Origin of the sequence: Roseomonas aerilata DSM 19363, from assembly GCF_000711725.1 — a bacterium.
In the GTDB taxonomy this organism is placed as follows: Bacteria; Pseudomonadota; Alphaproteobacteria; order Acetobacterales; family Acetobacteraceae; genus Roseomonas; species Roseomonas aerilata.
Map to the genome: position 1 here is coordinate 14,839 of NZ_JONP01000033.1, position 22,258 is coordinate 37,096.

The 22,258-nt window shown below is 67.0% G+C and carries 20 protein-coding genes and 3 pseudogenes; 16 read left to right on the forward strand and 7 right to left on the reverse strand.

The window, feature by feature from the left end; genetic code table 11:
* Positions 1 to 2: 2 nt before the first annotated feature.
* The 6 genes from BO39_RS23805 to BO39_RS23830 all read left to right on the forward strand — a co-directional run bounded on the left by BO39_RS23805 (position 3) and on the right by BO39_RS23830 (position 6,534).
* On the forward strand, positions 3 to 863 hold the full coding sequence (locus BO39_RS23805; protein ID WP_043838308.1) for a sulfurtransferase: 861 nt from the start codon (positions 3 to 5) through the stop codon (positions 861 to 863).
* Positions 864 to 960: 97 nt separating this feature from the next.
* Positions 961 to 1,965: a Bug family tripartite tricarboxylate transporter substrate binding protein gene (locus BO39_RS23810; protein ID WP_156963857.1), complete on the forward strand. Its 1,005-nt coding sequence runs from the start codon at positions 961 to 963 to the stop codon at positions 1,963 to 1,965.
* A gap of 9 nt (positions 1,966 to 1,974) precedes the next feature.
* Positions 1,975 to 2,877, forward strand: coding sequence for an MBL fold metallo-hydrolase (locus tag BO39_RS23815; RefSeq protein ID WP_052402535.1), 903 nt, complete (start codon positions 1,975 to 1,977; stop codon positions 2,875 to 2,877).
* Positions 2,874 to 4,289, forward strand: a complete 1,416-nt coding sequence (locus tag BO39_RS23820) for an MmgE/PrpD family protein (RefSeq protein ID WP_052402536.1) — start codon at positions 2,874 to 2,876, stop codon at positions 4,287 to 4,289. Before BO39_RS23815 ends, BO39_RS23820 begins: the two co-directional genes overlap by 4 nt.
* Complete coding sequence (locus BO39_RS23825) at positions 4,286 to 5,764, forward strand: FAD-binding oxidoreductase (RefSeq protein WP_084698432.1); 1,479 nt, start codon at positions 4,286 to 4,288, stop codon at positions 5,762 to 5,764. Before BO39_RS23820 ends, BO39_RS23825 begins: the two co-directional genes overlap by 4 nt.
* An 8-nt stretch (positions 5,765 to 5,772) precedes the next feature.
* Complete coding sequence (locus tag BO39_RS23830) at positions 5,773 to 6,534, forward strand: sulfite exporter TauE/SafE family protein (RefSeq protein ID WP_043838310.1); 762 nt, start codon at positions 5,773 to 5,775, stop codon at positions 6,532 to 6,534.
* Here the strand turns inward: BO39_RS23830 and BO39_RS23835 are convergent.
* Complete coding sequence (locus tag BO39_RS23835) at positions 6,531 to 7,274, reverse strand: IclR family transcriptional regulator (protein ID WP_084698433.1); 744 nt, start codon at positions 7,272 to 7,274, stop codon at positions 6,531 to 6,533. The genes BO39_RS23830 and BO39_RS23835 overlap by 4 nt on opposite strands.
* 137 nt (positions 7,275 to 7,411) lie before the next feature.
* Here BO39_RS23835 and BO39_RS23840 point away from each other — a divergent pair, with 137 nt between their 5' ends.
* The 8 genes and pseudogenes from BO39_RS23840 to BO39_RS23875 all read left to right on the forward strand — a co-directional run bounded on the left by BO39_RS23840 (position 7,412) and on the right by BO39_RS23875 (position 15,950).
* Entirely contained in the window at positions 7,412 to 9,742 is a 2,331-nt protein-coding gene (locus BO39_RS23840) for a molybdopterin guanine dinucleotide-containing S/N-oxide reductase (RefSeq protein WP_043838314.1), read from the forward strand.
* A 163-nt stretch (positions 9,743 to 9,905) separates the two neighbouring features.
* Positions 9,906 to 10,345: pseudogene (locus BO39_RS23845) on the forward strand (IS5 family transposase); the annotation flags it as partial.
* A 76-nt stretch (positions 10,346 to 10,421) separates the two neighbouring features.
* Complete coding sequence (locus BO39_RS23850) at positions 10,422 to 11,132, forward strand: IS6 family transposase (protein ID WP_408735181.1); 711 nt, start codon at positions 10,422 to 10,424, stop codon at positions 11,130 to 11,132.
* Positions 11,133 to 11,222: 90 nt separating this feature from the next.
* Positions 11,223 to 11,567, forward strand: a complete 345-nt coding sequence (locus BO39_RS23855; RefSeq protein ID WP_043838318.1) for a DinB/UmuC family translesion DNA polymerase — start codon at positions 11,223 to 11,225, stop codon at positions 11,565 to 11,567.
* 195 nt (positions 11,568 to 11,762) lie between these two features.
* The gene (locus BO39_RS23860) at positions 11,763 to 12,563 is read left to right on the forward strand and encodes an SDR family NAD(P)-dependent oxidoreductase (protein WP_043838320.1); all 801 of its coding nucleotides are present in this window, start codon (positions 11,763 to 11,765) and stop codon (positions 12,561 to 12,563) included.
* Between the two features lie 204 nt (positions 12,564 to 12,767).
* Positions 12,768 to 13,493, forward strand: a complete 726-nt coding sequence (locus BO39_RS23865) for a DUF7168 domain-containing protein (protein WP_043838322.1) — start codon at positions 12,768 to 12,770, stop codon at positions 13,491 to 13,493.
* Positions 13,490 to 13,936: a hypothetical protein gene (locus BO39_RS23870; RefSeq protein ID WP_043838324.1), complete on the forward strand. Its 447-nt coding sequence runs from the start codon at positions 13,490 to 13,492 to the stop codon at positions 13,934 to 13,936. The genes BO39_RS23865 and BO39_RS23870 overlap by 4 nt, the downstream gene beginning before the upstream one ends.
* Complete coding sequence (locus tag BO39_RS23875) at positions 13,920 to 15,950, forward strand: ATP-dependent helicase (protein ID WP_043838325.1); 2,031 nt, start codon at positions 13,920 to 13,922, stop codon at positions 15,948 to 15,950. The genes BO39_RS23870 and BO39_RS23875 overlap by 17 nt, the downstream gene beginning before the upstream one ends.
* A gap of 48 nt (positions 15,951 to 15,998) precedes the next feature.
* Here the strand turns inward: BO39_RS23875 and BO39_RS23880 are convergent, their stop codons facing one another.
* The 3 genes from BO39_RS23880 to BO39_RS23885 all read right to left on the reverse strand — a co-directional run bounded on the left by BO39_RS23880 (position 15,999) and on the right by BO39_RS23885 (position 17,179).
* Positions 15,999 to 16,415, reverse strand: coding sequence for a hypothetical protein (locus tag BO39_RS23880; protein ID WP_043838326.1), 417 nt, complete (start codon positions 16,413 to 16,415; stop codon positions 15,999 to 16,001).
* A 6-nt stretch (positions 16,416 to 16,421) separates the two neighbouring features.
* The gene (locus BO39_RS32860) at positions 16,422 to 16,595 is read right to left on the reverse strand and encodes a hypothetical protein (RefSeq protein ID WP_156963858.1); all 174 of its coding nucleotides are present in this window, start codon (positions 16,593 to 16,595) and stop codon (positions 16,422 to 16,424) included.
* A gap of 395 nt (positions 16,596 to 16,990) precedes the next feature.
* A complete protein-coding gene (locus BO39_RS23885) occupies positions 16,991 to 17,179 on the reverse strand; it encodes a hypothetical protein (RefSeq protein WP_043838329.1) in 189 nt (62 codons plus the stop codon).
* An 88-nt stretch (positions 17,180 to 17,267) separates the two neighbouring features.
* Here BO39_RS23885 and BO39_RS23890 point away from each other — a divergent pair, with 88 nt between their 5' ends.
* The gene (locus BO39_RS23890) at positions 17,268 to 18,233 is read left to right on the forward strand and encodes an IS5 family transposase (protein ID WP_043838331.1); all 966 of its coding nucleotides are present in this window, start codon (positions 17,268 to 17,270) and stop codon (positions 18,231 to 18,233) included.
* 102 nt (positions 18,234 to 18,335) lie between these two features.
* Here the strand turns inward: BO39_RS23890 and BO39_RS32865 are convergent, their stop codons facing one another.
* The 3 genes and pseudogenes from BO39_RS32865 to BO39_RS23900 all read right to left on the reverse strand — a co-directional run.
* Positions 18,336 to 19,589, reverse strand: a complete 1,254-nt coding sequence (locus BO39_RS32865) for a tetratricopeptide repeat protein (protein ID WP_156963859.1) — start codon at positions 19,587 to 19,589, stop codon at positions 18,336 to 18,338.
* Positions 19,590 to 19,716: 127 nt separating this feature from the next.
* Positions 19,717 to 20,368, reverse strand: a pseudogene (locus BO39_RS31485) (IS5 family transposase); the annotation flags it as partial.
* A 92-nt stretch (positions 20,369 to 20,460) separates the two neighbouring features.
* Positions 20,461 to 20,892, reverse strand: a pseudogene (locus tag BO39_RS23900) (transposase); the annotation flags it as partial.
* Between the two features lie 58 nt (positions 20,893 to 20,950).
* Between BO39_RS23900 and BO39_RS23905 the strand changes: the two are divergent.
* Positions 20,951 to 21,988 carry an IS110 family RNA-guided transposase gene (locus BO39_RS23905; protein ID WP_043838333.1) on the forward strand — a complete coding sequence of 346 codons (1,038 nt, stop codon included), beginning with the start codon at positions 20,951 to 20,953 and terminating at the stop codon, positions 21,986 to 21,988.
* The last annotated feature ends 270 nt before the right edge of the window (positions 21,989 to 22,258 follow it).

The window sequence follows — 22,258 nt, forward strand, 5'->3', positions numbered from 1 at the left end:
CCATGGCTTTCACGACGCTGATCGATGCGGAAGCGCTGAAGGCGCTACTCGCCGCGAACTCCGAGCGCGTTCTCGTCTGCGACTGCAGCGCGGATCTGACAGACCCTGCGGCCGGCGCCCGGATCTTCGCGGCAGGCCATCTTCCCGGCGCGGTGCATGTCGGCTTGGAAACCAACCTCAGTGCGGAGAAGTCCGGGCGTAACGGCCGCCATCCGCTGCCCTCGCGCGAGGCCTTCGCGGCAGGGATGGCGGCCCTCGGGCTCAAGGACGGGATGCAGGTGGTGGCGTACGACAACGCGATGGGCATGTACGCGGCGCGGCTGTGGTGGATGCTGCGCTGGATCGGGCACGAAGCCGCAGCGGTGCTGGACGGCGGGGCCACCGCCTGGACGGTGGCCGGCGGGGCGATGGAAACCGGCGAGAAAGCGCCGCGCCGCGCCGGTCAGGTGCGGATCCGCCCATCGCTCGTCGCCACCGTGGATTACGGCGCGGTGCTGACTGATCTCGGCCCGCGCACCCGCCAGGTGGTCGATGCCCGCGCGCCCGATCGCTTCCGCGGCGAGAACGAGACGCTGGACCCGATCGGCGGTCACATTCCCGGTGCCCGCAACCGCTTCTTCCGCGACAACCTCTCACAGGACGGGCGATTTAAGCCCGCCGACGCCCTGCGCGCCGAGTTCGACGCGCTGACCGGCGGTCGCCCAGCCGCCGAACTGGTAGCCCAGTGCGGCTCGGGCGTGACGGCCTGCCACAATCTCTTGGCGATGGAGGTGGCCGGGTTGCGTGGCGCTTCCCTCTATCCGGGTTCGTGGAGCGAGTGGTCGGCGCAGCCCGGTGCGCCGATCGCTCAAGGTGCTGAATGAGCTGACCGCCACGATATGACATGACGTAGGGACATCACGCTCGATCCAGATAAGAGCCGGACAGGCAGAACGGATCGTCGTTTCAGGAGACGTCAACGTGCCCGCTTCAACGCTTCCCCCCGGACCGCCTCTGGCGCGGCGCCACCTACTGGCCGCGGCCATGGCCATGGCGGCTCCGCTTCCCGCTTCGCGCGGGGCGCGGGCCCAGGCACTGGCCAATCGGCCGGTCTTGCTGGCGGTGCCCTTCGCGCCCGGAGGGGCGGTGGACATCATCGCCCGCGCGCTCGTGGAGCCGCTCTCGGCCGCCCTGGGCCGGACCGTGATCGTGGACAACCGTCCCGGCGCCTCGGGCGCCATCGCCGCGGCCTCCGTTGGGCGGGCGGAGCCGGACGGGAACACTCTTTTCATCGCCACGCCCGGCACCTCCATCACCGCGGCCTTCCAGCCTCAGCTTCTGCCCGGGGACCCGCGGCAGTTCCTGGCACCCGTCGGACGGCTGGCGACCCAACCCTATGTGCTTACGGTGGCGAAGTCTTTCCCGGCGGACGACTTCGCCACCTTCTCGACCTGGGTGAAGGCGCATCGCGGCGAGTTCCTGCTCGCCAACACAGGCCAGCTCACCGCGACCCGTCTCGCCGGGGAGCTGCTCGGCCTGCGGCTGGGGACGGAGATCACGCCGGTGCCCTATCGTGGCAGCGGGGTGGTGGGAACAGACCTTCTCTCGGGCCGTGTGCACGGCATCTTCGCCCAGCTTTCGGACGCGCTGGTGCTGCGAGGTCAGGGCGCGAAGCTGCTCGCCGTCAGCTCGGCGGAGCGCGCATCGATCCTGCCCGAGTTGCCGGCGATCGCGGAGACGCTGCCGGGTTTCGACGTGTACAGCTGGAACGGGATTTTCGCGCCGGCGGCCACGCCGGTGCCGGTCCTGGAGGAGTTGAACGCCGGGCTGAACAAGGCCTTGACCAACGAGGCTTTGCGCGAGCGTTTCCGCGCCGATGGCGTCACCTTCGTGCCCGGCCCGCGCCAGGCCCTGGCCGATATCCTGGACAAGGAGATCAAGGGCTGGGTGGATCTGAGCACGAAAGTCCGCATCGACATTGGGTAGGAGCTCGCCATGGCCGCCGCTGACCCCGAGGTACAGGCATTCTTCGACGACGCGACGAACACCGTCACTTACCTCGTTTGGGATGCGGGAACGGGGGCGGCGGCGGTGATCGACCCGGTTCTGGACTGGGATCATCGAGCCGGTGGGGCCGACACGCGCTCCGCCGACGCGGTGCTGCAGGTATTGGAGGAGAAAGGATTGCGACTGGAATGGGTGCTGGAGACCCATGCCCACGCCGATCATCTGACCGCTGCCCCTTATGTCAAGCAGCGCACCGGCGCGCCGATCGGGATCGGGGCGCGCATCGTCGAGGTGCAGAACATCTTTCGTCCGGTCTTCGATGCGCGCGACCTGCGGCCGGGGGGCGCCGACTTCGACCGGCTTTTCGCGGACGGCGAGCGCTTCCGGCTCGGGGATCTTGAGGTGGAAGTTCTGCATGTGCCCGGTCACACTCCGGCGGACGTGGCCTACCGTATCGGGAACGCCGCCTTCGTCGGTGATACGCTGTTCATGCCGGATGCCGGCACGGCGCGAGCGGACTTCCCCGGGGGCGACGCGCACGAGCTCTACCGCTCGATCCAGCGGCTGCTAGCCCTACCGGACGGATCGCGGATCTTCGTCTGCCACGATTACAAGGCTCCGGGCCGTGATCAATTCGCCTGGGAAGCCACGGTGGCCGAGCAGCGTGCGCACAACATCCATGTCGGCGGCGGACGCGGCGAGGCGGAGTACGTCGAGATGCGCCACAAGCGCGACGCGACCCTCTCGGCGCCGACGCTCCTGCTGCCCTCCATTCAGGTGAACATCAGGGCTGGACGTTTCCCAGGGGGCGAGGGACGGGGCGTAACCTTCCTCCGCATTCCGGTCGCCGGGCGCGGCATCGTTCAGCAGGACGAGGAGGAACGGTCGTGACCGACCCCGCGCTGAAGCCGCTGGCGGACTGGGTGTCGGGGCCGGGTCCCGCCCGGCTCACGCCACCAGTCAACGGAATGCTTGCGGCCCTCGCGCTTGACTGGGCGGGAGCGCTCGCCGCAGGCACGACCCACCCGCTTCACCCGCGCTACGTCGCGAGCTTCGCGGCCCTGGGCGCGCCCGGCACAAGGGAAGGAGCGGGTGGCTGTGCCGTGGCCGGAGATCCACGGGCCTGGCCGCTCGCGGAGGCGGGCGCGGCCAACGCAGCGATCAGCCATTTCTGGGAGTTCGACGACACGCACCGCGCGGCGACGATGCATCCCGGCATCACCGTTTGGCCAGCCGTGATGGCGCTCGCTCAGGCGCGGCCACGCGTAACGGTGGCGGAGATGCGCGCCGCCGTCGTGGCGGGCTACGAGGCCGGGTTGCGGATAGGCGCCCATCTCGGAAGTGCCCACGCGGCGACGAACCACATGACGGCAACGGCCGGAACCTTCGGCGCCGCCGCTGCGGCCGCCCGGCTGCTGCGGCTCGACGCGGCGGAGGTGCTTTCGGCTTTTGGTCACGCCGGCACCCAGGCGGGAGGGCTCTGGCAGTTCCTGGACGACGGCGCGACGGACGCCAAGGCCCTCCATCCGGCCATCGCCGTGCGGAACGGCCTCACCGCCGCGCTGCTGGCGGAGGCCAGAATCCCCGGCGCGCCGCGCGTGCTTGAAGGGGCACGCGGCATGCTCGCGGCCTGGAAGATCGCGCCGGAACCTTCCGCGTCTCTGGTGCCGGACGGTGCGCCGCAGATCCTGACCACGACGATCAAGAGCTGGCCGGTCTGCGGCCAGATGCACAGCCTACTGGACGCTACGCAGGATCTGGCGCGCCGCGCCGCTCTGCATCCGGCGGAGATCGGCACTGTGCGGGTGGAGGCACCGCAGGCGCTGCTCGACATTGCCGGCATCCGGCAGCCGGTCAACGTATCGGAGGCGAAGTTCTCCACCACCTTCTGCGTCGCCTTGGCGCTGCTAGGCGGCGATCTCTCCTTCGGCGGCTTCGGTCGAACCGGGCTGGACGACGCGTCGGTGCGGGGGCTCGCGGAACGGATCGAGGTGCTGGCACCCCCTGACTTCAACGCCCGCTACCCGAAGGAGCGCCCCGCACGCCTGACCGTGACCACCCGCGACGGCCGTACCCTGGTGGAGGAGCGCAGCTTTCGCCGCGGCGATCCCGAGGCACCCTGGCCATGGGACGCGCTGGTGGAGCGCTTCCACGGCATCGCCGGCCTCGCAGTGGCCGATGTGGCGTCACGGGAAGCGATGGTCGCCTGGTGCCGCGGCTTCGGCTCCGGTGACCCCGCGTTGGACCCAACCGCACGAGCCGTCTTCCGCCCGGTCGGGCGGGCACTGGAGAACGCTGCATGAGCAGCCCCCCCGTTCCCCTCGGGCTTGATCCCGACGCGGCTCCGGCGGTGTCCCGGGCCCGCGCCATTCCCACCGACCTCGCCGCGCGGCTGCGCGCCGCCCTGCCGGAGGAGGCGGTGCTGACGGAGGAGGGCGACCGCGGCGCCTACCTGATCGAGGAGCGCAGCCTGTACCGTGGCGAGGCTCCGATTGTTCTCCGCCCCGGCACCACGGAGGAGGTGGCCACCGCCGTGCGGATATGCGCGGAGGCCGGCGTCGCGATCGTGCCGCAGGGGGGTAACACTGGCCTTGTCGGCGGCACCGTCTCGGCGGCGCACGAGGTCCTCCTCTCGCTCGGTCGCATGAACCGGATCGAGGAAGTGGATCCGCTGAACTTCACTATGACGGTGCAGGCCGGCTGCATCCTCGCGAATATCCAGGCGGCGGCGGAGGCGGCGGGGCGGCTCTTTCCGCTCTCCCTCGGGGCGCAGGGCAGCGCGCAGATCGGCGGCAATCTCGCCAGCAACGCCGGCGGCATCAACGTGCTGCGCTACGGCAACGCGCGCGAGCTGACCTTGGGTCTGGAGGTGGTGCTGGCCGACGGCCGCGTGTGGAATGGCCTGCGTGCCCTGCACAAGGACAACACAGGCTATGCGTTGAAGCACCTATTCATCGGCAGCGAGGGCACGCTGGGGATCATCACCCGAGCCGTATTGAAGCTCTTTCCCCCTTTGACGGACCGGCAGGTGGCCTTCTGCGCCCTGCGGGATCCCGCGGACGCGCTCGCCCTTCTCTCCATGGCGCGCGACCGGGCGGGGGAGGCGGTGACCGCCTTCGAGATCGTCTCGGGTTTCGCCCTGGAGATCGTGACGCGCCACGCGGGCGGGCAAGATCCGATGGCGGAGCGCCATCCCTGGTACGCGCTCATCGAACTCGCCGGCTCGGGCGAGAGCGGCGCTCTGCGCCCAGTGCTGGAATCCGTGCTGGAGAGGGCCTTCGAGGCCGAGGTGGTGGCGGACGCCGCGATCGCTGACAGCCTGGAGAGAGCTGCAACGCTCTGGCGCCTGCGCGAGGGCATTCCCGAGGCGCAGAAGCGCGCGGGCGGCAGCATCAAGCACGACGTCTCCGTACCCGTCTCCCGCATCCCAGCCTTCCTGGAGCGCGCCGGCACGGCGGTGACGGCGGCGCTGCCGGGCGTGCATGTCTGCGCCTTCGGCCATCTCGGCGATGGCAATATCCACTACAATCTCAGCCAACCCGAGGGGATGGAGAAGGCGGTCTTTCTCGCGCGCTGGGAGGAGATGAACGGGATTGTCCACGACATCGTGGCGGATCTCGGCGGCTCCATCTCGGCGGAGCACGGGATCGGGCTCCTCAAGGCTAGGGAGCTGCTGCGCTACAAAGACCCGGTGGAGCTGGACCTGATGCGGCGCGTTCGCGCAACGCTCGATCCCCGGCATCTGCTGAACCCCGGCAAGATGTTCGGGCTGGTGTGAGCTCGGCCATGGCAGCTCTGCTGGCCGTTCTCTGCGGCGGGGCTGTCGGCTTCGTCCTCGGGCTGATTGGGGGCGGCGGCTCGATCCTCGCGACGCCTCTGCTGCTCTACGTCGTCGGCCTGCCCCCGCACGCCGCCATTGGCACGGGAGCCGTGGCGGTGGGCGTGAACGCCTTCGCGAACCTCGCCGCCCACGCGCGCGGCGGGCAGGTCCGCTGGGGCGCGGCGGCGATCTTCGCCGCTTTGGGCGTGGCGGGCGCTGCTGTGGGGTCCACTGTCGGCAAGGCGGTGGACGGGCAGCGGTTGCTGGTGCTCTTCGCCGTGCTCATGGTCGTGGTTGCGTTGCTAATGCTACGGCCCCACACGAAGAAGGTGCTGGCGCCAGCGGGTCGCGCCGGAGCGGCGCGGCTGGCGGGCGCTGGCCTCGGCGTCGGCACGCTGGCCGGGTTCTTCGGCATCGGAGGCGGGTTTCTCATCGTGCCCGGCCTCGTCCACGCTACCGGGATGCCGATGGTCGCCGCCGTGGGATCCTCTCTGCTGGCGGTCGGCGCCTTCGGCGCGACCACGGCGGTGAACTACGCCCTGTCCGGCCTCGTGGACTGGCCTGTCGCGGCGGAATATGTCCTTGGCGGAGTGCTGGGGGGATGGGCAGGGATGCGGCTCTGCCACGCCCTCGCTCCCCGGCGCGCCGCGCTGCAGCGCATCTTCGCCGGGATCGTCCTTATCGTTGCGGCCTATATGCTCGCGCGGAGCGCCGGGCTGTCCGCTTAGTTCGGCAAGGGCCGGAAGCCGGCCGGCCGCTCGGCCGAAAAGCCGTGCTCGCGCAGCAGGGCGGCGACGATACCCCGGGCTTGCTCAAATCCGGCTTCGCTTTGCCGGCTGATCGGGCCGCTGACGACCAGGGCGCCGAGGAAGCTTCCGTCCCCGTCGAAGACCGGCATGGTGACCGAAGCAAGACCGGCATCGCGCTCGCCCGCCGTGACGAGCCAGCCCTGTGCCACCGCCTTCTGCGCCGCGCCGGAGCGCCCGCCCGTATGACCCAGCAGCACGTGCGCGGCCCCACCACCGGCCGCGAGCGGCAGGCGCTCTCCCACCTCCACCTGATGTCGCAGTGCCCGCGGCGCGTTCACGCGGCAAACGCAGACGCGGTCCATCCCATCCCGGCGATAGAAGGCGGCACTCTCCTCCGTGCGCTGCATGACGCCCTTCAGCACAGCCATCATGCGCGCATCGAAGCCGGTGGTGGCGTTGTAGAGCGAGGCAAGGCGCAGCACCGCAGGACCGGGGGCATAGCGCCCGTCCTCCTGCCGCCGCACGTAGCCGTGCGCAGCGAGGGTGCCAAGCATCCGCAGCAGCGTCGCCTTGTCCAGCCCGCTGAGGCTCGCAAGTTCCCTCAAATGCAATTGTGGCGCCGCTTCGGTAAAACAGGCAAGCACGAGTAAGGCGCGTTCCAGCACCCCGGATGGGGGCACCCCATCCGGGCTACGCGGCACCGTTGTTGATGACACCATAATGTCTCAATACTGCCCCTCTTGCTTGACGCGGAATAACGCCTCTCTTACGCTTTATTGGGTGAAACACGTTTTAATGAATGAAGCAACAGGAACGGCTCGGTGTCGCGGCCAGTGTTGCTGACGGAGGCTTGACGATGTCGGATCTGAAGGATGGAACGGTCCGGACGCATAGCTCGCACTGGGGCGTATTCCGCGCGCGGTGGTCGGGGGATCGGCTGGTGGTGGAGCCGCATCCGACGGACCCGGATCCTTCCCCACTGCTTCAGAACTTTCCCGATGCGCTGCGCCACCGCGCGCGGATCGCCAAGCCGATGGTGCGGCGTGGCTGGCTGGAGAAGGGCCCGGGCCCAGACCGGATGCGCGGGCGCGACGGGTTCGTGGAGATGGAGTGGGATGCCGCGCTGGATTTACTCGCCAGCGAGTTGCGGCGGGTGAAGCAACTGCATGGTCCGGAAGCGGTGTTCGGCGGTTCCTATGGCTGGTCCAGCGCTGGACGCTTTCACCACGCGCAGAGCCAGGTGCATCGCTTCCTGAACACCTCGCTCGGCGGCTACGTGCGCTCAGTGAATTCCTATAGTGCCGGAGCGTCGGCGGTGATACTGCCGCACATCCTTGGGCCGTTCGACGCTGTGTGCCGCCGCAACGTGACCTGGACGCAGATCATGGCGCATACGGACACGGTGCTTGCTTTCGGCGGTATGGCGCTGAAGAACACAGCGGTTGCCAGCGGCGGCATCAGCCGACATATCGAACGGGAGTCGATGAAGAAGGCGCAGGCACGCGGCACCCGCTTCGTCCTGATCTCGCCGCTCCGCACCGACCTGCCGGATGAGGCAGGAGCGGAGTGGCTAGCGCCAGTACCGGGAACGGACGTGGCGCTAATGCTCGGCATCGCCCACACGCTTGCGGTCGAGAGGCTGCACGACACCGCCTTCCTCGACCGTTTCTGCGTCGGCTATCCGCGCTTCGAGGAATACCTGCTTGGACGGACGGACGGGCAGGCGAAGGATGCCGTCTGGGCCGCGGAGATCTGCGGCATCGATGCCGAGCGTATCGCGGCGCTGGCGCGGCAGGCAGCGCGCGGCCGCACCCTTATCACCGTGGCTCAGTCTCTCCAGCGGGCGGAGCATGGCGAGCAGCCCGTGTGGATGGCGGCAGTCCTGGCAGCCATGCTCGGGCAGATCGGCCTGCCAGGCGGCGGCTACAACTACGCGCTCGGCAGCCTCGCGCACTACGGCAAGCAGCAAAATGCGGTGCCAATCCCCACCCTGTCCCAGGGCACGAACGGGGTGAAGAACTTTATTCCCGTCGCACGCATCGCCGACATGCTGCTGAATCCTGGCGCAGCTTTTGATTACAACGGCCGGCGGATGACCTACGCGGACATCAAGCTGGTCTACTGGGCCGGCGGCAACCCATTTCACCACCACCAAGATCTCAACCGCTTGCGCGAGGCCTTCGCGCGGGTGGACACTTTGGTGGTGCACGAGCTGGCCTGGACCGCGACGGCCCGCCATGCCGACATCGTGCTGCCCTGCACGATGACCTTGGAGCGGGACGACATCGGTGCCGCCGCCACCGACCCGCTCATGGTCGCTATGCAGAAGCTGGCCGAACCCTACGGCGACGCACGGGACGACTACGCGATCTTCGCCGAGCTCTCCCGGCGACTAGGCACGGAGGACGCCTTCACCGAGGGCCGTACGGCCGCGGAGTGGTTACGCCATCTCTACGCCCGCACGCAGGAGGCCCTGGCCGCCAAGGGCTGGCGCGCGCCAGATTTCGACACCTTCTTCCGCGAGGGCGAACTGCCGCTGCCGTCCGCTCCCGACGACGGCGGTATCCTGCGCGCGTTCCGCGAGGACCCGGAGGGCCAGCCGCTGCCGACGCCGAGCGGCAAGGTGGAGATTTTCTCCGAAAACATCGCGAGCTTCGGCTACGACGACTGTCCTGGCCACCCCGCTTGGCTGCCACCCGTAGAGGCGCCGGACGCCCGGCATCCCCTGCGTCTGGTGGCCAATCAACCCCATACCAAGCTGCACAGCCAGCTTGACTTCGGCGCTTACAGCGCAGGCGAAAAGCGACGCGGGCGCGAAGTCGTGCGAATGAACCCAGCTGACGCCACCATGCGCGGCATCGAGGAAGGCAGCATCGTGCGCCTCTTCAACACGCGAGGCGCCTGCCTTGCCAGCGCGGCCCTGACCGACGGCGTGAGGCCTGGCGTGGTGCAGTTGCCCACAGGCGCTTGGTACGACCCAGCCGACCCTGCAGAGAACCGCTCCCTCTGCGTCCACGGTAACCCCAACGTCCTGACCCGCGACGCTGGCACCTCTCGCCTTGCCCAGGGCTGCACGGGTCAATTGACGGTGGTAGAGGTTGAGCGCTTCGAGGGCAACCTCCCTCCCATCCGAGCTTTTGAGCCGCCTGTGCCAGTGGCTCACGGGACCGGTGCAAGGGAAACTTGACCTTCCCCTACTGAAGTGAACCCAGCCGTGGTGTCGTGCATAGGGCCAGCGCCCACAAAAACGTATGGCCCGCCCCGCCCGCAAGAGTTTTCATGACCTAGGTCCTGTTAGCGCCTGAATCCTTGGCAAGATGCCTGCGTTCTTTGACTTTCGGGAGAACGGGATGGCATTGACGGATGAGCAGTGGGCGGTGTTGGAGCCACTGGTCGAAGCTTGCCGCCCGCGCGCCAAGGTGCCCCCGCGGCACCTGCGCCGGACCATTGGTGCGATCCTCTGGCGGCACGACAACGGCGCGAAATGGCGAGCACTGCCTGTGGAGGAAGGCCCGTGGTGGATGGCGGCCCAGACCTTCATCCGGTGGTCGCGGTTGGGTGTCTGGGCACGCTTACTCACCCTATCGCAGGAGCGCGGTGTTGGGCTCGGCATGACCTTCCTCGACGGCACCTCAATCCGGGCACACCAGAAGGCAGCAGGGGCAGCCAAAAAGGCGCGTCAGCACCGGAGCGGGACGAGCGCGAGGCACTTGGCCGCGCTCGCGGCGGCTTTGGCACCAAGGCCTGCGTGATCGCCGATAGCGCCGGCCGCGCCGTCGCCTTCTCGCTGGTTCTGTTGCGGCCTTGCGGAGCCAGCCTGAGCAGGTACAAAGCTTGGTATGGGGAGACGGCGGAGAGTGGCCTCAGTGAGGCCGGATCAGTCCTTCAAAGGCCGGCAGTTCGCCGCCGAGGTGATCCTCTGGGCGGTCCGCTGGTACCTGATGTTCCCAATCAGCTACCGGGATCTCGAGCTGATGCTTCAGGACCGCGGCGTGGATGTCGCGCACACCACCCTCTTTCGCTGGACCCAGACCTACGCGCCGGAGATTGAGAAGCGGATCCGGCCACATCTGCGGCCGAGCAACGGCTCGTGGAGGGTCGATGAGACCTATGTGCGGGTGAAGGGCCGCTGGACGTACCTGTACCGGGCAGTCGACAGCCGCGGCCAGACGATCGACTTCCTGCTCTCGGCCAGGCGCGACGCGAGGGCTGCGAAGCGGTTCTTCCGCAAGGCGCTGGGGCAGCCGCATACGGTGAACCCTCGCACCATCACGGTGGACAAGAACCTGGCCTATCCGTGCGCCATCGAGCAGCTGAAGGAGGACGGTGAGTTGTGGCGCTCCTCGCACCTACGGCAGTGCAAGTTTCTCGATAACATCGTGGAACAAGACCACCGGCGCGTGAAACGCCTGATCAGACCGGGGCTTGGCTTCGGCAGTTACCATACGGCGCGACGAACACTGGCAGGCTACGAGGTGATGGCAATGGTAAGAAAGGGACAGCTTCGGAAGATCGACGGGCGTGACATACGCGCCCAAGCCACCTTCATCGCCGAACTGTTCCAGGTTGCTGGCTGATCTGCCTGCCGTCTAAGCCATCTGCGGCCCGCCGGAAACTTCGCAACAGAGCGCCACCGTCCCGTGGTGCCGGATCGGCCGAGGAAGTCCTTGGGTTCGGAAACCACTTATGCCTGTGACCTCGCCACTCCCGCCGACGTGGAGGGGGGCATCGCGGCGCTGGCGGAGGAGGTCTGGGGATGGTGCGAGAAGACCGGCACTTTCGGGCGCACCGTCACGGGGAAGGTCAAGTTCGCCGACTTCCACCAGGTGACCCGCAGCAGGACCTCTTCACTGCCGGTCACAAGCAGGCCAGAGCTTGCGCGGATCTCGCGGGAGTTGGTGCAGGGAGTTTTCCCGCTGCCGAAGGCGGTGCGCCTTCTCGGCGTGACCATCTCCGACTTCGACAACGTCGACGAAAGGCGACCGGACCAGATCAGCCTCGAGTTCGGCTGAGGAAACCATGAAGCAGGGGGGCAAACTGGCCACAAGCAGCACCTCCGCTCCTGGGCACCCGGCGGGAGAAGGCCAACGGTAGGCAGCTTCTCTTCAATCGCTGTTTTGGACGCTTGCCAGGCCATCGAGCGCCGGCCACCAAGGCATCATTGTGGACAGTGATAAGCTCCCCTCGGAACAGAAGGAGTGCGGTGCATGGATCTGGGACTTGCGGGAAAGGTGGCGGTGATCACCGGAGGGACGCGCGGCATTGGACTGGCAACGGCGCGGCTGCTCGCGGCCGAGGGTGCTGACGTGGTCCTGGTCTCGCGCAACGCTGACGAAGCTGCCCAGGTGGCGGAGGACATTGCGAGCACCACGGGCCGTCGTGCTTTGGGAGTGGCCGCCAACACCACGGACGATGCCGCGGTAACAGCCATGGCGGCCGTCGTGGAACGTGACCTCGGCGGCGCCCATATCCTGGTGAACTGCGCAGCCGATCCCGCTGGGCAGAAGGCGGTGCCCGTTCCCTCCGAGGCTGAGTGGGCTTCCCTGGCGTCGCACATGGACACCAAGGTCATGGGCTACCTGCGTTGTGCCCGCGCCTTGCTGCCGGCCATGCGCCGGGCTGGATGGGGCCGCATCATCAACGTCAGCGGGCTGGGCGCACGGCGGACCGGTGACGTGGTGGGCACCATCCGTAACGTCGCCGTGGTCGCCCTGGCGAAGAACCTTGCCGACGAGCTGTCGGGCACCGGCATTGCGGTCACTACCGTGCACCCCGGCATGACGCGCACGGAGAAAGTGGACGCGATGCTTGAGGCTCGTGCGAGGGCGGAAGCCCGAAGCGTCGGTGACGTGGAGGCGGCCATGGCACAGAACGTGCTGATGGGGCGCTTGCCGACGGCGGAGGACGTGGCCCAGGTGATCGCCTTCCTCGCGTCTCCTCTTTCCGTGACAATCAACGGTGTCGCGATCGACGTGGGCGGAGGCGCGCGCGGGTCCATCAACTACTGAGATCCGCGCCCGCTTCGGGAACTCGGCGGCGATACGCCCATAGCCACAATGGGCGCAGCGCCGCCGAAGTATCTGCACAACTTGAGTGGGCCACGAGCGGCCGATGCAGGCTGCGGGTAGTGCCTCAGAGGGCGGGGCGGGGATGCCGTAAGAGGTGCTCAGTGCTACGCTCAAGCGTCCTGCCCCTTTCCCCGGTCCCTTGTTCTGAGCCAGACCACCGAACTCACCCGCGTCAAGGCGCGCATCCGAGCGCTGGCCGAGAGGACCGTCTCGAACGGTTGCACCGAGGCCGAGGCACTTGCCGCAGCCGAGATGGTCGGGCGGCTGCTCGAGCGCTACGCGCTCAGCATGGCCGAGGTGGACCTCCGGGCCGAGCCCTGCGTGCAGGTCGAGGTGCCGCTACCGGGCCGTCAGCGCCGGCCCATCGACGGCTGCGTGCCCGCCATCGCCCGTTTCTGCGACTGCAAGGTCTGGCTCGCCCGCGACGAGGACCGGCCCCGCTACGTCTTCTTCGGCTTCGAGCCGGGCACCTCCATGGCCGTCTACCTCTTCGCGGTGATTGAGCGTGGTATCGGCCAGGAGGTTCTGAACTTCCGAGCCCAGAACCCCTCCCTGCGCGGTGTCGGACTGCGGCAGGCCTGCACCAGCTTTGCCCACGGCATGGCCAACCGCCTCGCCGAGCGGCTGGAGGCGCTGCACGCGGCGCGGGAGGCGGAGGTGGCGACGCAGCGCTCGACCGGCACGGCACTGATCATCGTCAAGCACAGCGTGGTGGAGGAGGCCTTCCGCACGGCGGCGGTGCGGCTGGTGGCCCAGCGCGGTGCCAGCATCCGGCTGAATGGCGCCTACCAGCACGGCTACGCCGCCGGCGAGCGGGTCAACCTCCGGCGCCCGGTCGGCGGCACCGCGCAGGACCTGCTGGAGAGATGAGCGGCCGTGATCGGCAGCGCGCACGGGTCTATGCCTGGGAGGACTGGGTGGTGGCACCCCATGCGCCGGACCTGATCCCCTTCTCCGTTGCTCAAGCGATGGTGGACGCGATCTGGGCCGAGATGGGCTTGCGCTGGCCACCCAAGGTGGAGCGACTGCCGCCACAGGCTCCCGCCCGGCAGGCGGATGCCACGCGCCTGCGCCTGCGCCTGCCCGAGGCTCTGCCGTCCTGGATCCTGCTGCACGAACTCGCTCATGCTATGAGCAGCACCGCCGAGGGTGAGACGGACGGGCACGGTCCGCGCTTCATGGGCCTCTACCTGCAACTCCTTGAGCGCTACCTGCGCCTGCCGACTGCCACCCTGCTGCCCTCGTTGGGGGAAGCACGGATCGAGGTGGACCTCGCGGCACGACCGGTGTTCCTCGATGCCGCCGCACCTTGAGCGCCTGAACCCGGCCCAGCGCGCGGCCGCGACCACGCCGGCGCCGCTCCTGGTCCTGGCAGGCGCGGGCTCGGGCAAGACCGAGACGCTGATCCGGCGCGTGGCCGACCTCATCCTGCGCGGGGAGGCGCCTGAGCGTCTGCTCTGCATCACCTTCACGGCCAAGGCAGCCGGCGAGATGCGCGACCGGCTCACTGCCCTGCTCGGACCGGCGCGGACGCCGCGTTGGGTTGGCACCTTCCACGCCGTCATGGCGCGGCTCATGATCGAGGACGCCGCCAGCATCCCTGACTTACCGCGGGGATTTGCCATTCTGGGTCAGCGCGACGCCCGCGCCCTTCTGGCGCAGGCCGCTGGCAATGCCGACAACAAAGAAGCGGGCTTGCTCGCGGAGGCGGTGTCGCTGCTCAAGAACGGCCTGGTCAGCGAGCCGCGCCGGCTGCCCCGCTCCTCCGCTCTCGCCCGCTTCGAGCCCGAGGTACTGGCCAGGGCTGCCGCCGTGCTACCGGCCTACCGCGCTGCACTGGAGGCGCGCCAGGCGCTCGACTTCGACGACCTCATTGCCCTGCCCGTCGCCGCCATGCGTGCAGATCCTGAACTGGCTCAGCGCTGGTCGGCACGCTGGGCCGAGATCCTGGTGGACGAGTACCAGGACACGAACCATGCTCAGCACGCGCTGGTTCGCCTGCTTGCCGGCAAGGGAGGGCGGGTGTTCGCGGTCGGCGATGATCTGCAGGCCATCTATGGCTGGCGCGGCGCCGACGTCTCGCACATCCGGCGGTTCGGGAAGGACTACCCGGCCGCTCCCCCGCCGGTGAAGCTCGAAACCAACTATCGTTCGACCGCGACGATCCTGCGGGCGGCCAATGCGGTCGCCGCACAGGATCCGGAGGCTCTGCCCAAGAGCCTACGCCCGGCCGAGCCGAAGGCGCCGCCAGGGCAGTCCGTCACCGTCCGCGAGGCAGCCACTCCCGAGGACGAGGGGCGGGAGGTCGTGACCTGGCTACGGGCCCTCAAGGGGAGGCAACCAGAGCCTTCCTGGCGCGAGTGCGCGGTGCTGGTCCGGGCCGGGTTCGTGGCCGATCCCATTCTCGCCGCCCTGCGGCAGGCCTCTATCCCGGTGCGATTGGTGACCGAACGTGAGCCGGAGGCGCCGCGTGAGGTGCTGGGCGCTATTGCCTGGTTGCGGCTGGCGCTGAGCCGGTCTGCCACAGGGAGCCGCCGGGCCGAAGAATGGGCCACCGGGGCGGACGACGCGTTCCGCCGGGCCTGCGCTTATCCGCCACGGGGCATCGGCGCCGTGCTGTTCGGGCGACTGCGGGAGCATGCGGCCGAGCGGAGCCTTGCCCTTGCGGGGGCGGTACCAAGCCTGCCGGCAAGTTCCGATGAGTGGCGCGGCCTCGAGGCGGTGCTCGGCATCGCGCGGGAGATCGCCGACGGCGTGGCTCGCCGGGCGCTCGGACCGGCCGACGCCCTGCGACTGGCCGCCGAGGCGAGCGAGATCGCCGAGCGGCTGGAGGGTGGCGGCAAACGCGGGGCGGCCTGGGGGAAGGCTCTGCAAGCGGCGGAGAAGGCCGGCAGCGTGATGGCGTTCTGCGAGGCGGCGGCTCTCACAGACGCGGTCGACGGAAGTGAGGAGGCCGACGCGGTGCCGGTGATGACGCTGCACCAGGCCAAGGGGCTCGAGTTCGATCATGTCCTGCTGGCCGGCTTGGAAGAGGGCGTCTGGCCGCACTGGGCGGCCGAGGGGAACGGCGCCCTGGCCGAGGAGCGGCGCCTCTTCTATGTCGGGCTGACACGTGCCCGACACTCGCTACAGCTGACCTGGGTCCGGCACCGACGTGAGTGGGAAGGCAAGCCGTCGCGCTTCCTGGGCGAATTGCCCAAGTCGCAAGCTAGGCCGGTCGGCGCAAAACCGACGGTGTCATCACGGGCTTCCCCGATCCCGACGGGCACGGAGAAGGACAGGCTTGTCTCGGAGTTCCTCGCCCGCAAGGAGGGATCCAGGCGGTAGGAATAGGCAGATGCTGGGCTGTGGAGGCTTACCGCCGTCTTCCTACGCCTAAGCCCGCTTTGGCCCCGATGAGCGACGCTGACCGCGTGCTGGCGAAGCCGCAAGAAAGGGTAGCTGCATGGCGGGCGCATCGTTTCGACGCTCCCGTACCCCGCGCGGCTGAGGCTCAGCGGCAGGCGCGTCATTGATCCCGGGCACCGGCCAGAAGCAATCAACTCGTCCTTTCTCGCCTCTGAGCGCCAGAAAGACCACGCGTGTCACCTCACCCTCCTCTCCGGTCTCCACGGCTAGGCGGAACATCAGCCCTTCCGCCTCATCCCCGCTGCCAAGCGCCAGAGCGAGCTGCTGTGCCTCGCTCTCCTGCTGGCGGAGCGTGCGCTTGCTCGGCTCGTCAGCATCGCCCCGGAAGAAGCGCACCGGCACGCCGTCGATCAGGAAGACAAAGTGGTGCGTCTCGTCGAGCACGCCGAGCTAGGGGTAGCGGCCCGCCTCAGCGGCGCGGCGGAGCCGGTTGCGGCTGAAGGAGTAGGCGCGACAGCCAATCGACCAAGCATCGTCGCCCGCCCAGCTGTCGGCCATGGCGAGCGCGTCGGTGCGCCCACGGGCGAGCAGGCGGGCGCAGGCGGTAATGCGTTCCTCCGTCAACGCGGGATGCAAGTCTCAGGGGCAGCGCGCTGCCGGCACCGCGTCGGCCTCGTTCGTCATCAGGTCAAGATAACGCACGGACCTGCCCGTGTCACAGCACAACGAAGACAGCACTTCTTGGCCGGAAGCGGCAGGTCCGCTGTGGGGTCAGGCTAGAATTAGCGGCCATGCTGCAACGTAGTTGGGTCACAGCCGCCTGTTAGTTCCTGGCGGTCTGGTAGGCCCATGAGGTTGGCATCTAGGTGGACAGCTCGCGGTGCTGTGCGGGCGGATCCTAGATCGGCGATGCACCTTCCCATGATGCGCAGAGGGCCTGCAGGCTTCCGGCCGCGCCGAACATGCCCTAGTTGCTTTCCGGCACCTCCCGGATGACGACATAGGCCGAAACCCGGCCCTCAATCCCCTGCATGGCGACCCAAGATCTCGGTCGCGCCGGCGATCAGCGCCTGCTTACCCTGGCCGTCCGGCCCGCCCTCCAGAACATATACCAGCAGGCTCACGACCTTGGCCGAAGCCTGCTTGCCACCGCTGAACACCATCTCGGCGGGATAGTCGCTGAAGTAGATCCAGACCGTGCTGCGCACAAAGGGTGTGTTGCACCGGTCAGCTTGGCGATCCGCCCGAGGTAGGATGGTGGGGACGATGCCCTGCCATCCTCGAAGGGACCTGAGCTTGCCTTATAAGGCGAATGCCGACCGCCGCCATCGCATTCCAAAGCAGCGCTTCCGGGCGACAAACTGGGCAGAATACGATGCTGCCCTGCGTGGGCGTGGCAGTCTGACCGTGTGGTTCACGGACGCGGCGATCGCGGCGTGGAAGGCAGAACCCCGGACCACACGCGGTGGGCAACCCCGCTATTCCACCCTGGCGATTACTACGGCCCTGACCTTGCGCGCAGTGTTCCGTCTGGCTCTCCGCCAAACCGAGGGTCTGATCGGCTCCATTCTCTCTCTGCTCGGGCTCGATCTGGCCGTGCCGGATCATAGCACTCTCAGCCGCCGGGCCGAGACGTTGGAGGTGCCTCGGCATCACCCCGGCAGCCGCTCCGTGCACCTGCTGGTGGATAGCACGGGGCTGCAGCTGTGCGGGCCTGGCGAGTGGCTGGTCCAGAAGCACGGGAGCAGGACGCGTCGGTCCTGGCGCAAGCTGCACATCGGTGTGGACGCCGATACCGGACGGATCGTTGCGTCATCACTGACGGCAAGCGACGTTGATGACGCCTCCCAAGTCGGTCCCTTGCTCGACCAGGTCGCGGACCCAATCGCCTCGCTCACGGCCGATGGTGCCTACGACCAGGACGGCGTTTACGGCGAGGTCACCGCACGGCACCCCAGTGCTGCCGTGATCGTGCCGCCCCGGTCCAGCGCCGTGCCAAGCGCGACGGCACAGACGGCGCCAACCCAGCGCGACCAGCACCTGCAGACCATTGCTGAGCGCGGACGCATGGGCTGGCAGAAGGCTTCAGGCTACAACTGGCGTGCCCTGGTCGAGGCAGACATCAGCAGGTTCAAGCGGGTCATCGGTGGCGCGCTGCGTTCGCGCACCGACGACCGCCGTGCGACCGAGGTGGCCGTCGCTGTGGGTGTGCTGAACCGCATGCTTGAGCTTGGACGCCCGGAGTATGTCCGCATCGCGTGACCGAAATGCTCCTGGGGCTCACTGCGCTTGCAAGCCGATCCTTGCAACGCAGTCACTCAACTAGCCTCAATTAATGCGTCCTGACCCAAGAGTTGCGTCCGTTTAGCCCGGGTCGTGGGGTAGTACCCGCAAAATAACCATCAGCCGAGCTTCTATAGCTTGAAATTTTTCGTAAAGTGCCTCTGTTGGGCTCACGTGTGCACGACCCTGCCTTACTAAGTTGATTGCATCGGTGAATTCGCCGTTTGCTTCATGTGCTTCAGCGCCACGCATGTAAGCTGCTGCATGATTCGGCGCCAACGCAATAGTCGTTCGTGCTTGTGTGACCGCAGCTTGCGTCTTACCAGACAATACGAGGGCATCGAGCAATACTCTATGCAAATCTGGATCCGCTGGCCGAAAAAATATGGCCTTCTTTGCTGCATCAATAGCATCATCCCAGCGCGCCATGCGCTGCATGGCGACGGAAAGTGCTCGCCACAAAGCGGGATGGCGCGCATTTATTTTTATGCCTGCCTGGGCCGCCTCGATAGCCCTCTCTATGGAACCTAATTTCAATAATGCCACGCACCGCATAATGAGAAGCCGAATGTTCACGTGATCCAATGCAAGACCGCGGTTAGCAGCATAGAGAGCAACATTCGGGCGCCGCGCAATCGCACGATCTCCTAATGCAGCCCAGTAGAGTGGCGATTTTCGACGTCCAAGATGATATTCGCTGTAAAAATTGGGCAAGGAAAAATCTTCTTCTGCGATACTAATAACAACCTTCTTGAGGAGTTGTGCATCTTTGAGCATTTGCGCTGAGTGATGCTCAGCAAAAATAGTTGCTACCTCGACGCCCCCCGCCAGTTTCTTGTAAAGCTCGACGTGTCGATGATCCGGGTTTGCTGGATCACAAAAATAATATTTCTGCGCAGTTTTTGATATACGATCACCGTTCAGCTTCTTGCGGTAGTTAGATTTTGTTGCAAATTTTACCCATCTCTTCTCATAGGGCGGCTCTTCAGGATCGATACTAAATTGGGGAGAGAATGCCAGGATTATATTTGCACTCAAAAACGTAGAGTGCATTAGTGCGCCATAAGCTCCCATGCTAGATCCATAAGCAATCGTTACTTCGAAAGAGTTGTTAGAGATTTTCCCTACTATTGCTTCGATGGCCGGCTTCATTTGTGGTAGCTGGTACCAGTGGTTCCATTTTGCGACGACGTGAATTGCCGAGTAGCCACCCCTCAGAAGGAATTGCTCACCAAAGCCATCTAACTTCCCATGATCTAAGGGCGCAAAGGTTACAAAACACTTTTTTCCACCTTGCAGGACAGACCGCACGATTAAATCGTTATCCTCATACAATATCACGAAGCTTGCCTCGGGAAGGTGCCGGAACTAATTTCGATCAATTCCTTCACCGAGTGTCAACCTGGAAGGTTTGTTCTACAGGAAGGCTTTGCGTGAACTTGACTGATGACCAGCCCTCACGAAGCGACGTGAAGGTGCGCTCAACCGCCCAGCGGTGTCGTCCGCGGCGGGTGCTGCTCTCGATGCCTCGTCTTGCGATGCACAGGGTGATGCCGCGGGCGCGGCACTCACGACGGCAGCGGCGGTGGTCGTAGGCCTTGTCGGCGTGGAGCTTGGTGGGCCTGTGGCGCGGGCGCCCTCTGTGTTTGGCCTGCACGCCCGGCACGGCGTTGAGCAGGGGCACCAACATGCGGCTGTCGTGGCGGTTGGCGCCACTCAGCGTCAGGCCAAGCGGCGTGCCCCAGGCGTCGGTGACGACCTTGCGCTTCGTGCCCGGCTTGGCGCGATCCGCCGGGTTCGGCCCGACCTCTTCGTCCCCCTTTCGCGGGTAGGCTGGCGCTGTCGAGCGCCGCCCTTCGCTAGTCCAGAGCGACTGCGTCCTGCAGGCGCTCCAGCTGCACACGGTGTAGTCCTCCCCAAACGCCGGCGCTGTGCCACGCGCCCAACCGTCACCAGCAGGTCTTGCCACAGCAGCCCAGCTCCGTCGGCACCTCATGCCACTGAATGCCCGTCCGCAGCACGAACAAGATGCCCGCCAGCGCCGCGCGGTTCGGGGCAGGCGACCGACCGCCTCGCAGCTTCGGCCGCTCCCACGGCAACAGCGGTTCCACCACCGCCCAGAGGTCATCATGAACGAGGACGGCCCTCCCTCCTCAACGTCTCAGCCCAGGTTTTGTCCCAAGCTTTTTACTGACCGTTTGATAATTCAGCGGTGGGCGACCCTGCGGAAGAGGGCGCCCATGGCGACGTGGATCAAGGCCTCGGAGACGTCGAGGCGCCGCTCGTAGTCCCGGATCAGGCGGCGCCAGCGGATCATCCAGCCGCACGTCCTCCCCACCACCTAGCGGCGCGGGAGAACGTGGAAGCCTTTCTGGTCGGAACGCCGGACGATCTCGACGACGAAGTCGAGGAAGGCCGCCTTGTCCATTAGCTTCGTGCGGTCGTAGCCTGCATCCGCGAAGAGGTGCTTCAGCCAAGGCCAGCGCTTCCGGACCGCGGTGAGGATCGTCTGCGCACCCGAGCTGTCCGACACGTCGGCAGGGGTGAAATTTACTATGAGCAGCCGCCCATCCGTGTCCACGGCAACGTGGCGCTTGCCCCCGACGACCCGCTTGCCTTCATCATAGCCCCGCACCTCGACGATGAGGGCCTATCGCGGTCGTTGGTTGAACGCCACGAACAGAGAGGCCGCCCGCATGCAGGTTACCACTGTTGGCTTGGACATCGCTAAGCATGTGTTCCAGGCACATGGCGTTGACGCCGGTGGTCGCGCGGTGCTGCGGCGTAAGCTGCAGCGTGCCGAGGTTCTCACGTTTTTCCGGGGCCTGTCGCCCTGCCTGGTCGGCATCGAAGCCTGTGGCACGGCGCACCACTGGGCACGCGAGATCCAGGCCCTGGGCCACGAGGTCCGGCTGATGCCGGCGTCCTACGTGAGACCCTACGTCAAGCGCGGCAAGACAGATGCGGCCGACGCCGAGGCGATCTGTGAGGCGGTGACGCGGCCGACGATGCGGTTCGTTCCGATCAAAACGCCTGAGCAGCAGGCGGTGCTGATGCTGCACCGGACGCGGGACCTGATGGTGCGGCAGCGGACCATGCTGGTGAATGCCTTGCGCGGGCACATGGCGGAGCTGGGCATCGTCGCGCCGCAGGGGATCAGTCGGGTGGCGGACCTGGTGGCTGTGCTCCTGGGTGAGGATGAGACCACGATGCCGAAGCTGGCCCGGCAGGCGCTGCGGGGGCTGGCGGCTGAGCTGGAGAGCTTGGGCGAGCGGATCGACGCGATCGAGGCGGCCATTCTCACGTGGAACAAAGGGAACGAGGCCAGCCGCCGGCTCGCTACCATCCCCGGCATCGGACCGATCACCGCCTCGGCCATTGTGGCCAGCATCACTGATCCCACACAGTTCCGCTCCGGCCGGCACCTCGCCGCCTGGATTGGGTTGGTACCCAAGCAGAACTCCAGCGGTGGCAAAGAGCGCCAAGGTGGCATCTCCAAGCAAGGAGACCGCACCCTGCGGCGGCTCCTAGTGCTGGGCGCCACTGCGGTGATCCGCCACGTCAGGACGAGGTCGGATGCGGAGGCCAGCTGGCTCAAGGGTCTGCTGGAACGCCGCCCGGCCAAGCTCGCCGCCGTGGCGCAGGCCAATAAAACGGCCCGGATCGTCTGGGCCTTACTGATCCGAGGCGGAACCTACCGCGTCCCGGCCGCAGCCCAGGCCGCCACGGCATAATGGGGTAAGAGACCTCCACCGGCCATCGCCGTAGCCGGTGGAGTAGCCGGGGTGATGGCGACGTGATGGCATTCCAGTCGAAGCCGGGGCCTGGCAAACCCGGTAAGTGTCTTGCGCCCAGAGCGCGACAAACTGATTGGGACCCGGGCCGCGGATTGCATCAGGGCCAGCGGTCATAAGGGCCGCGTCAACAGGCCGGACACATGACCGCACCCGACCGCGGCGCCAAAACATCGCATCGCTCTTGCGTCGTAAGGGCCGTCCACACAA

Excerpts from the sequence above, each read along its gene's own strand:
- BO39_RS23830 (WP_043838310.1), top strand. The coding sequence starts at position 5,773 with ATGGCAGCTCTGCTGGCCGTTCTCTGCGGCGGGGCTGTCGGCTTCGTC.
- BO39_RS23860 (WP_043838320.1), top strand. The coding sequence starts at position 11,763 with ATGGATCTGGGACTTGCGGGAAAGGTGGCGGTGATCACCGGAGGGACG.
- BO39_RS23815 (WP_052402535.1), top strand. The coding sequence starts at position 1,975 with ATGGCCGCCGCTGACCCCGAGGTACAGGCATTCTTCGACGACGCGACG.
- BO39_RS23805 (WP_043838308.1), top strand. The coding sequence starts at position 3 with ATGGCTTTCACGACGCTGATCGATGCGGAAGCGCTGAAGGCGCTACTC.
- BO39_RS23875 (WP_043838325.1), top strand. The coding sequence starts at position 13,920 with ATGCCGCCGCACCTTGAGCGCCTGAACCCGGCCCAGCGCGCGGCCGCG.
- BO39_RS23905 (WP_043838333.1), top strand. The coding sequence starts at position 20,951 with ATGCAGGTTACCACTGTTGGCTTGGACATCGCTAAGCATGTGTTCCAG.
- BO39_RS23825 (WP_084698432.1), top strand. The coding sequence starts at position 4,286 with ATGAGCAGCCCCCCCGTTCCCCTCGGGCTTGATCCCGACGCGGCTCCG.
- BO39_RS23870 (WP_043838324.1), top strand. The coding sequence starts at position 13,490 with ATGAGCGGCCGTGATCGGCAGCGCGCACGGGTCTATGCCTGGGAGGAC.
- BO39_RS23840 (WP_043838314.1), top strand. The coding sequence starts at position 7,412 with ATGTCGGATCTGAAGGATGGAACGGTCCGGACGCATAGCTCGCACTGG.
- BO39_RS23835 (WP_084698433.1), bottom strand. The coding sequence starts at position 7,274 with ATGGTGTCATCAACAACGGTGCCGCGTAGCCCGGATGGGGTGCCCCCA.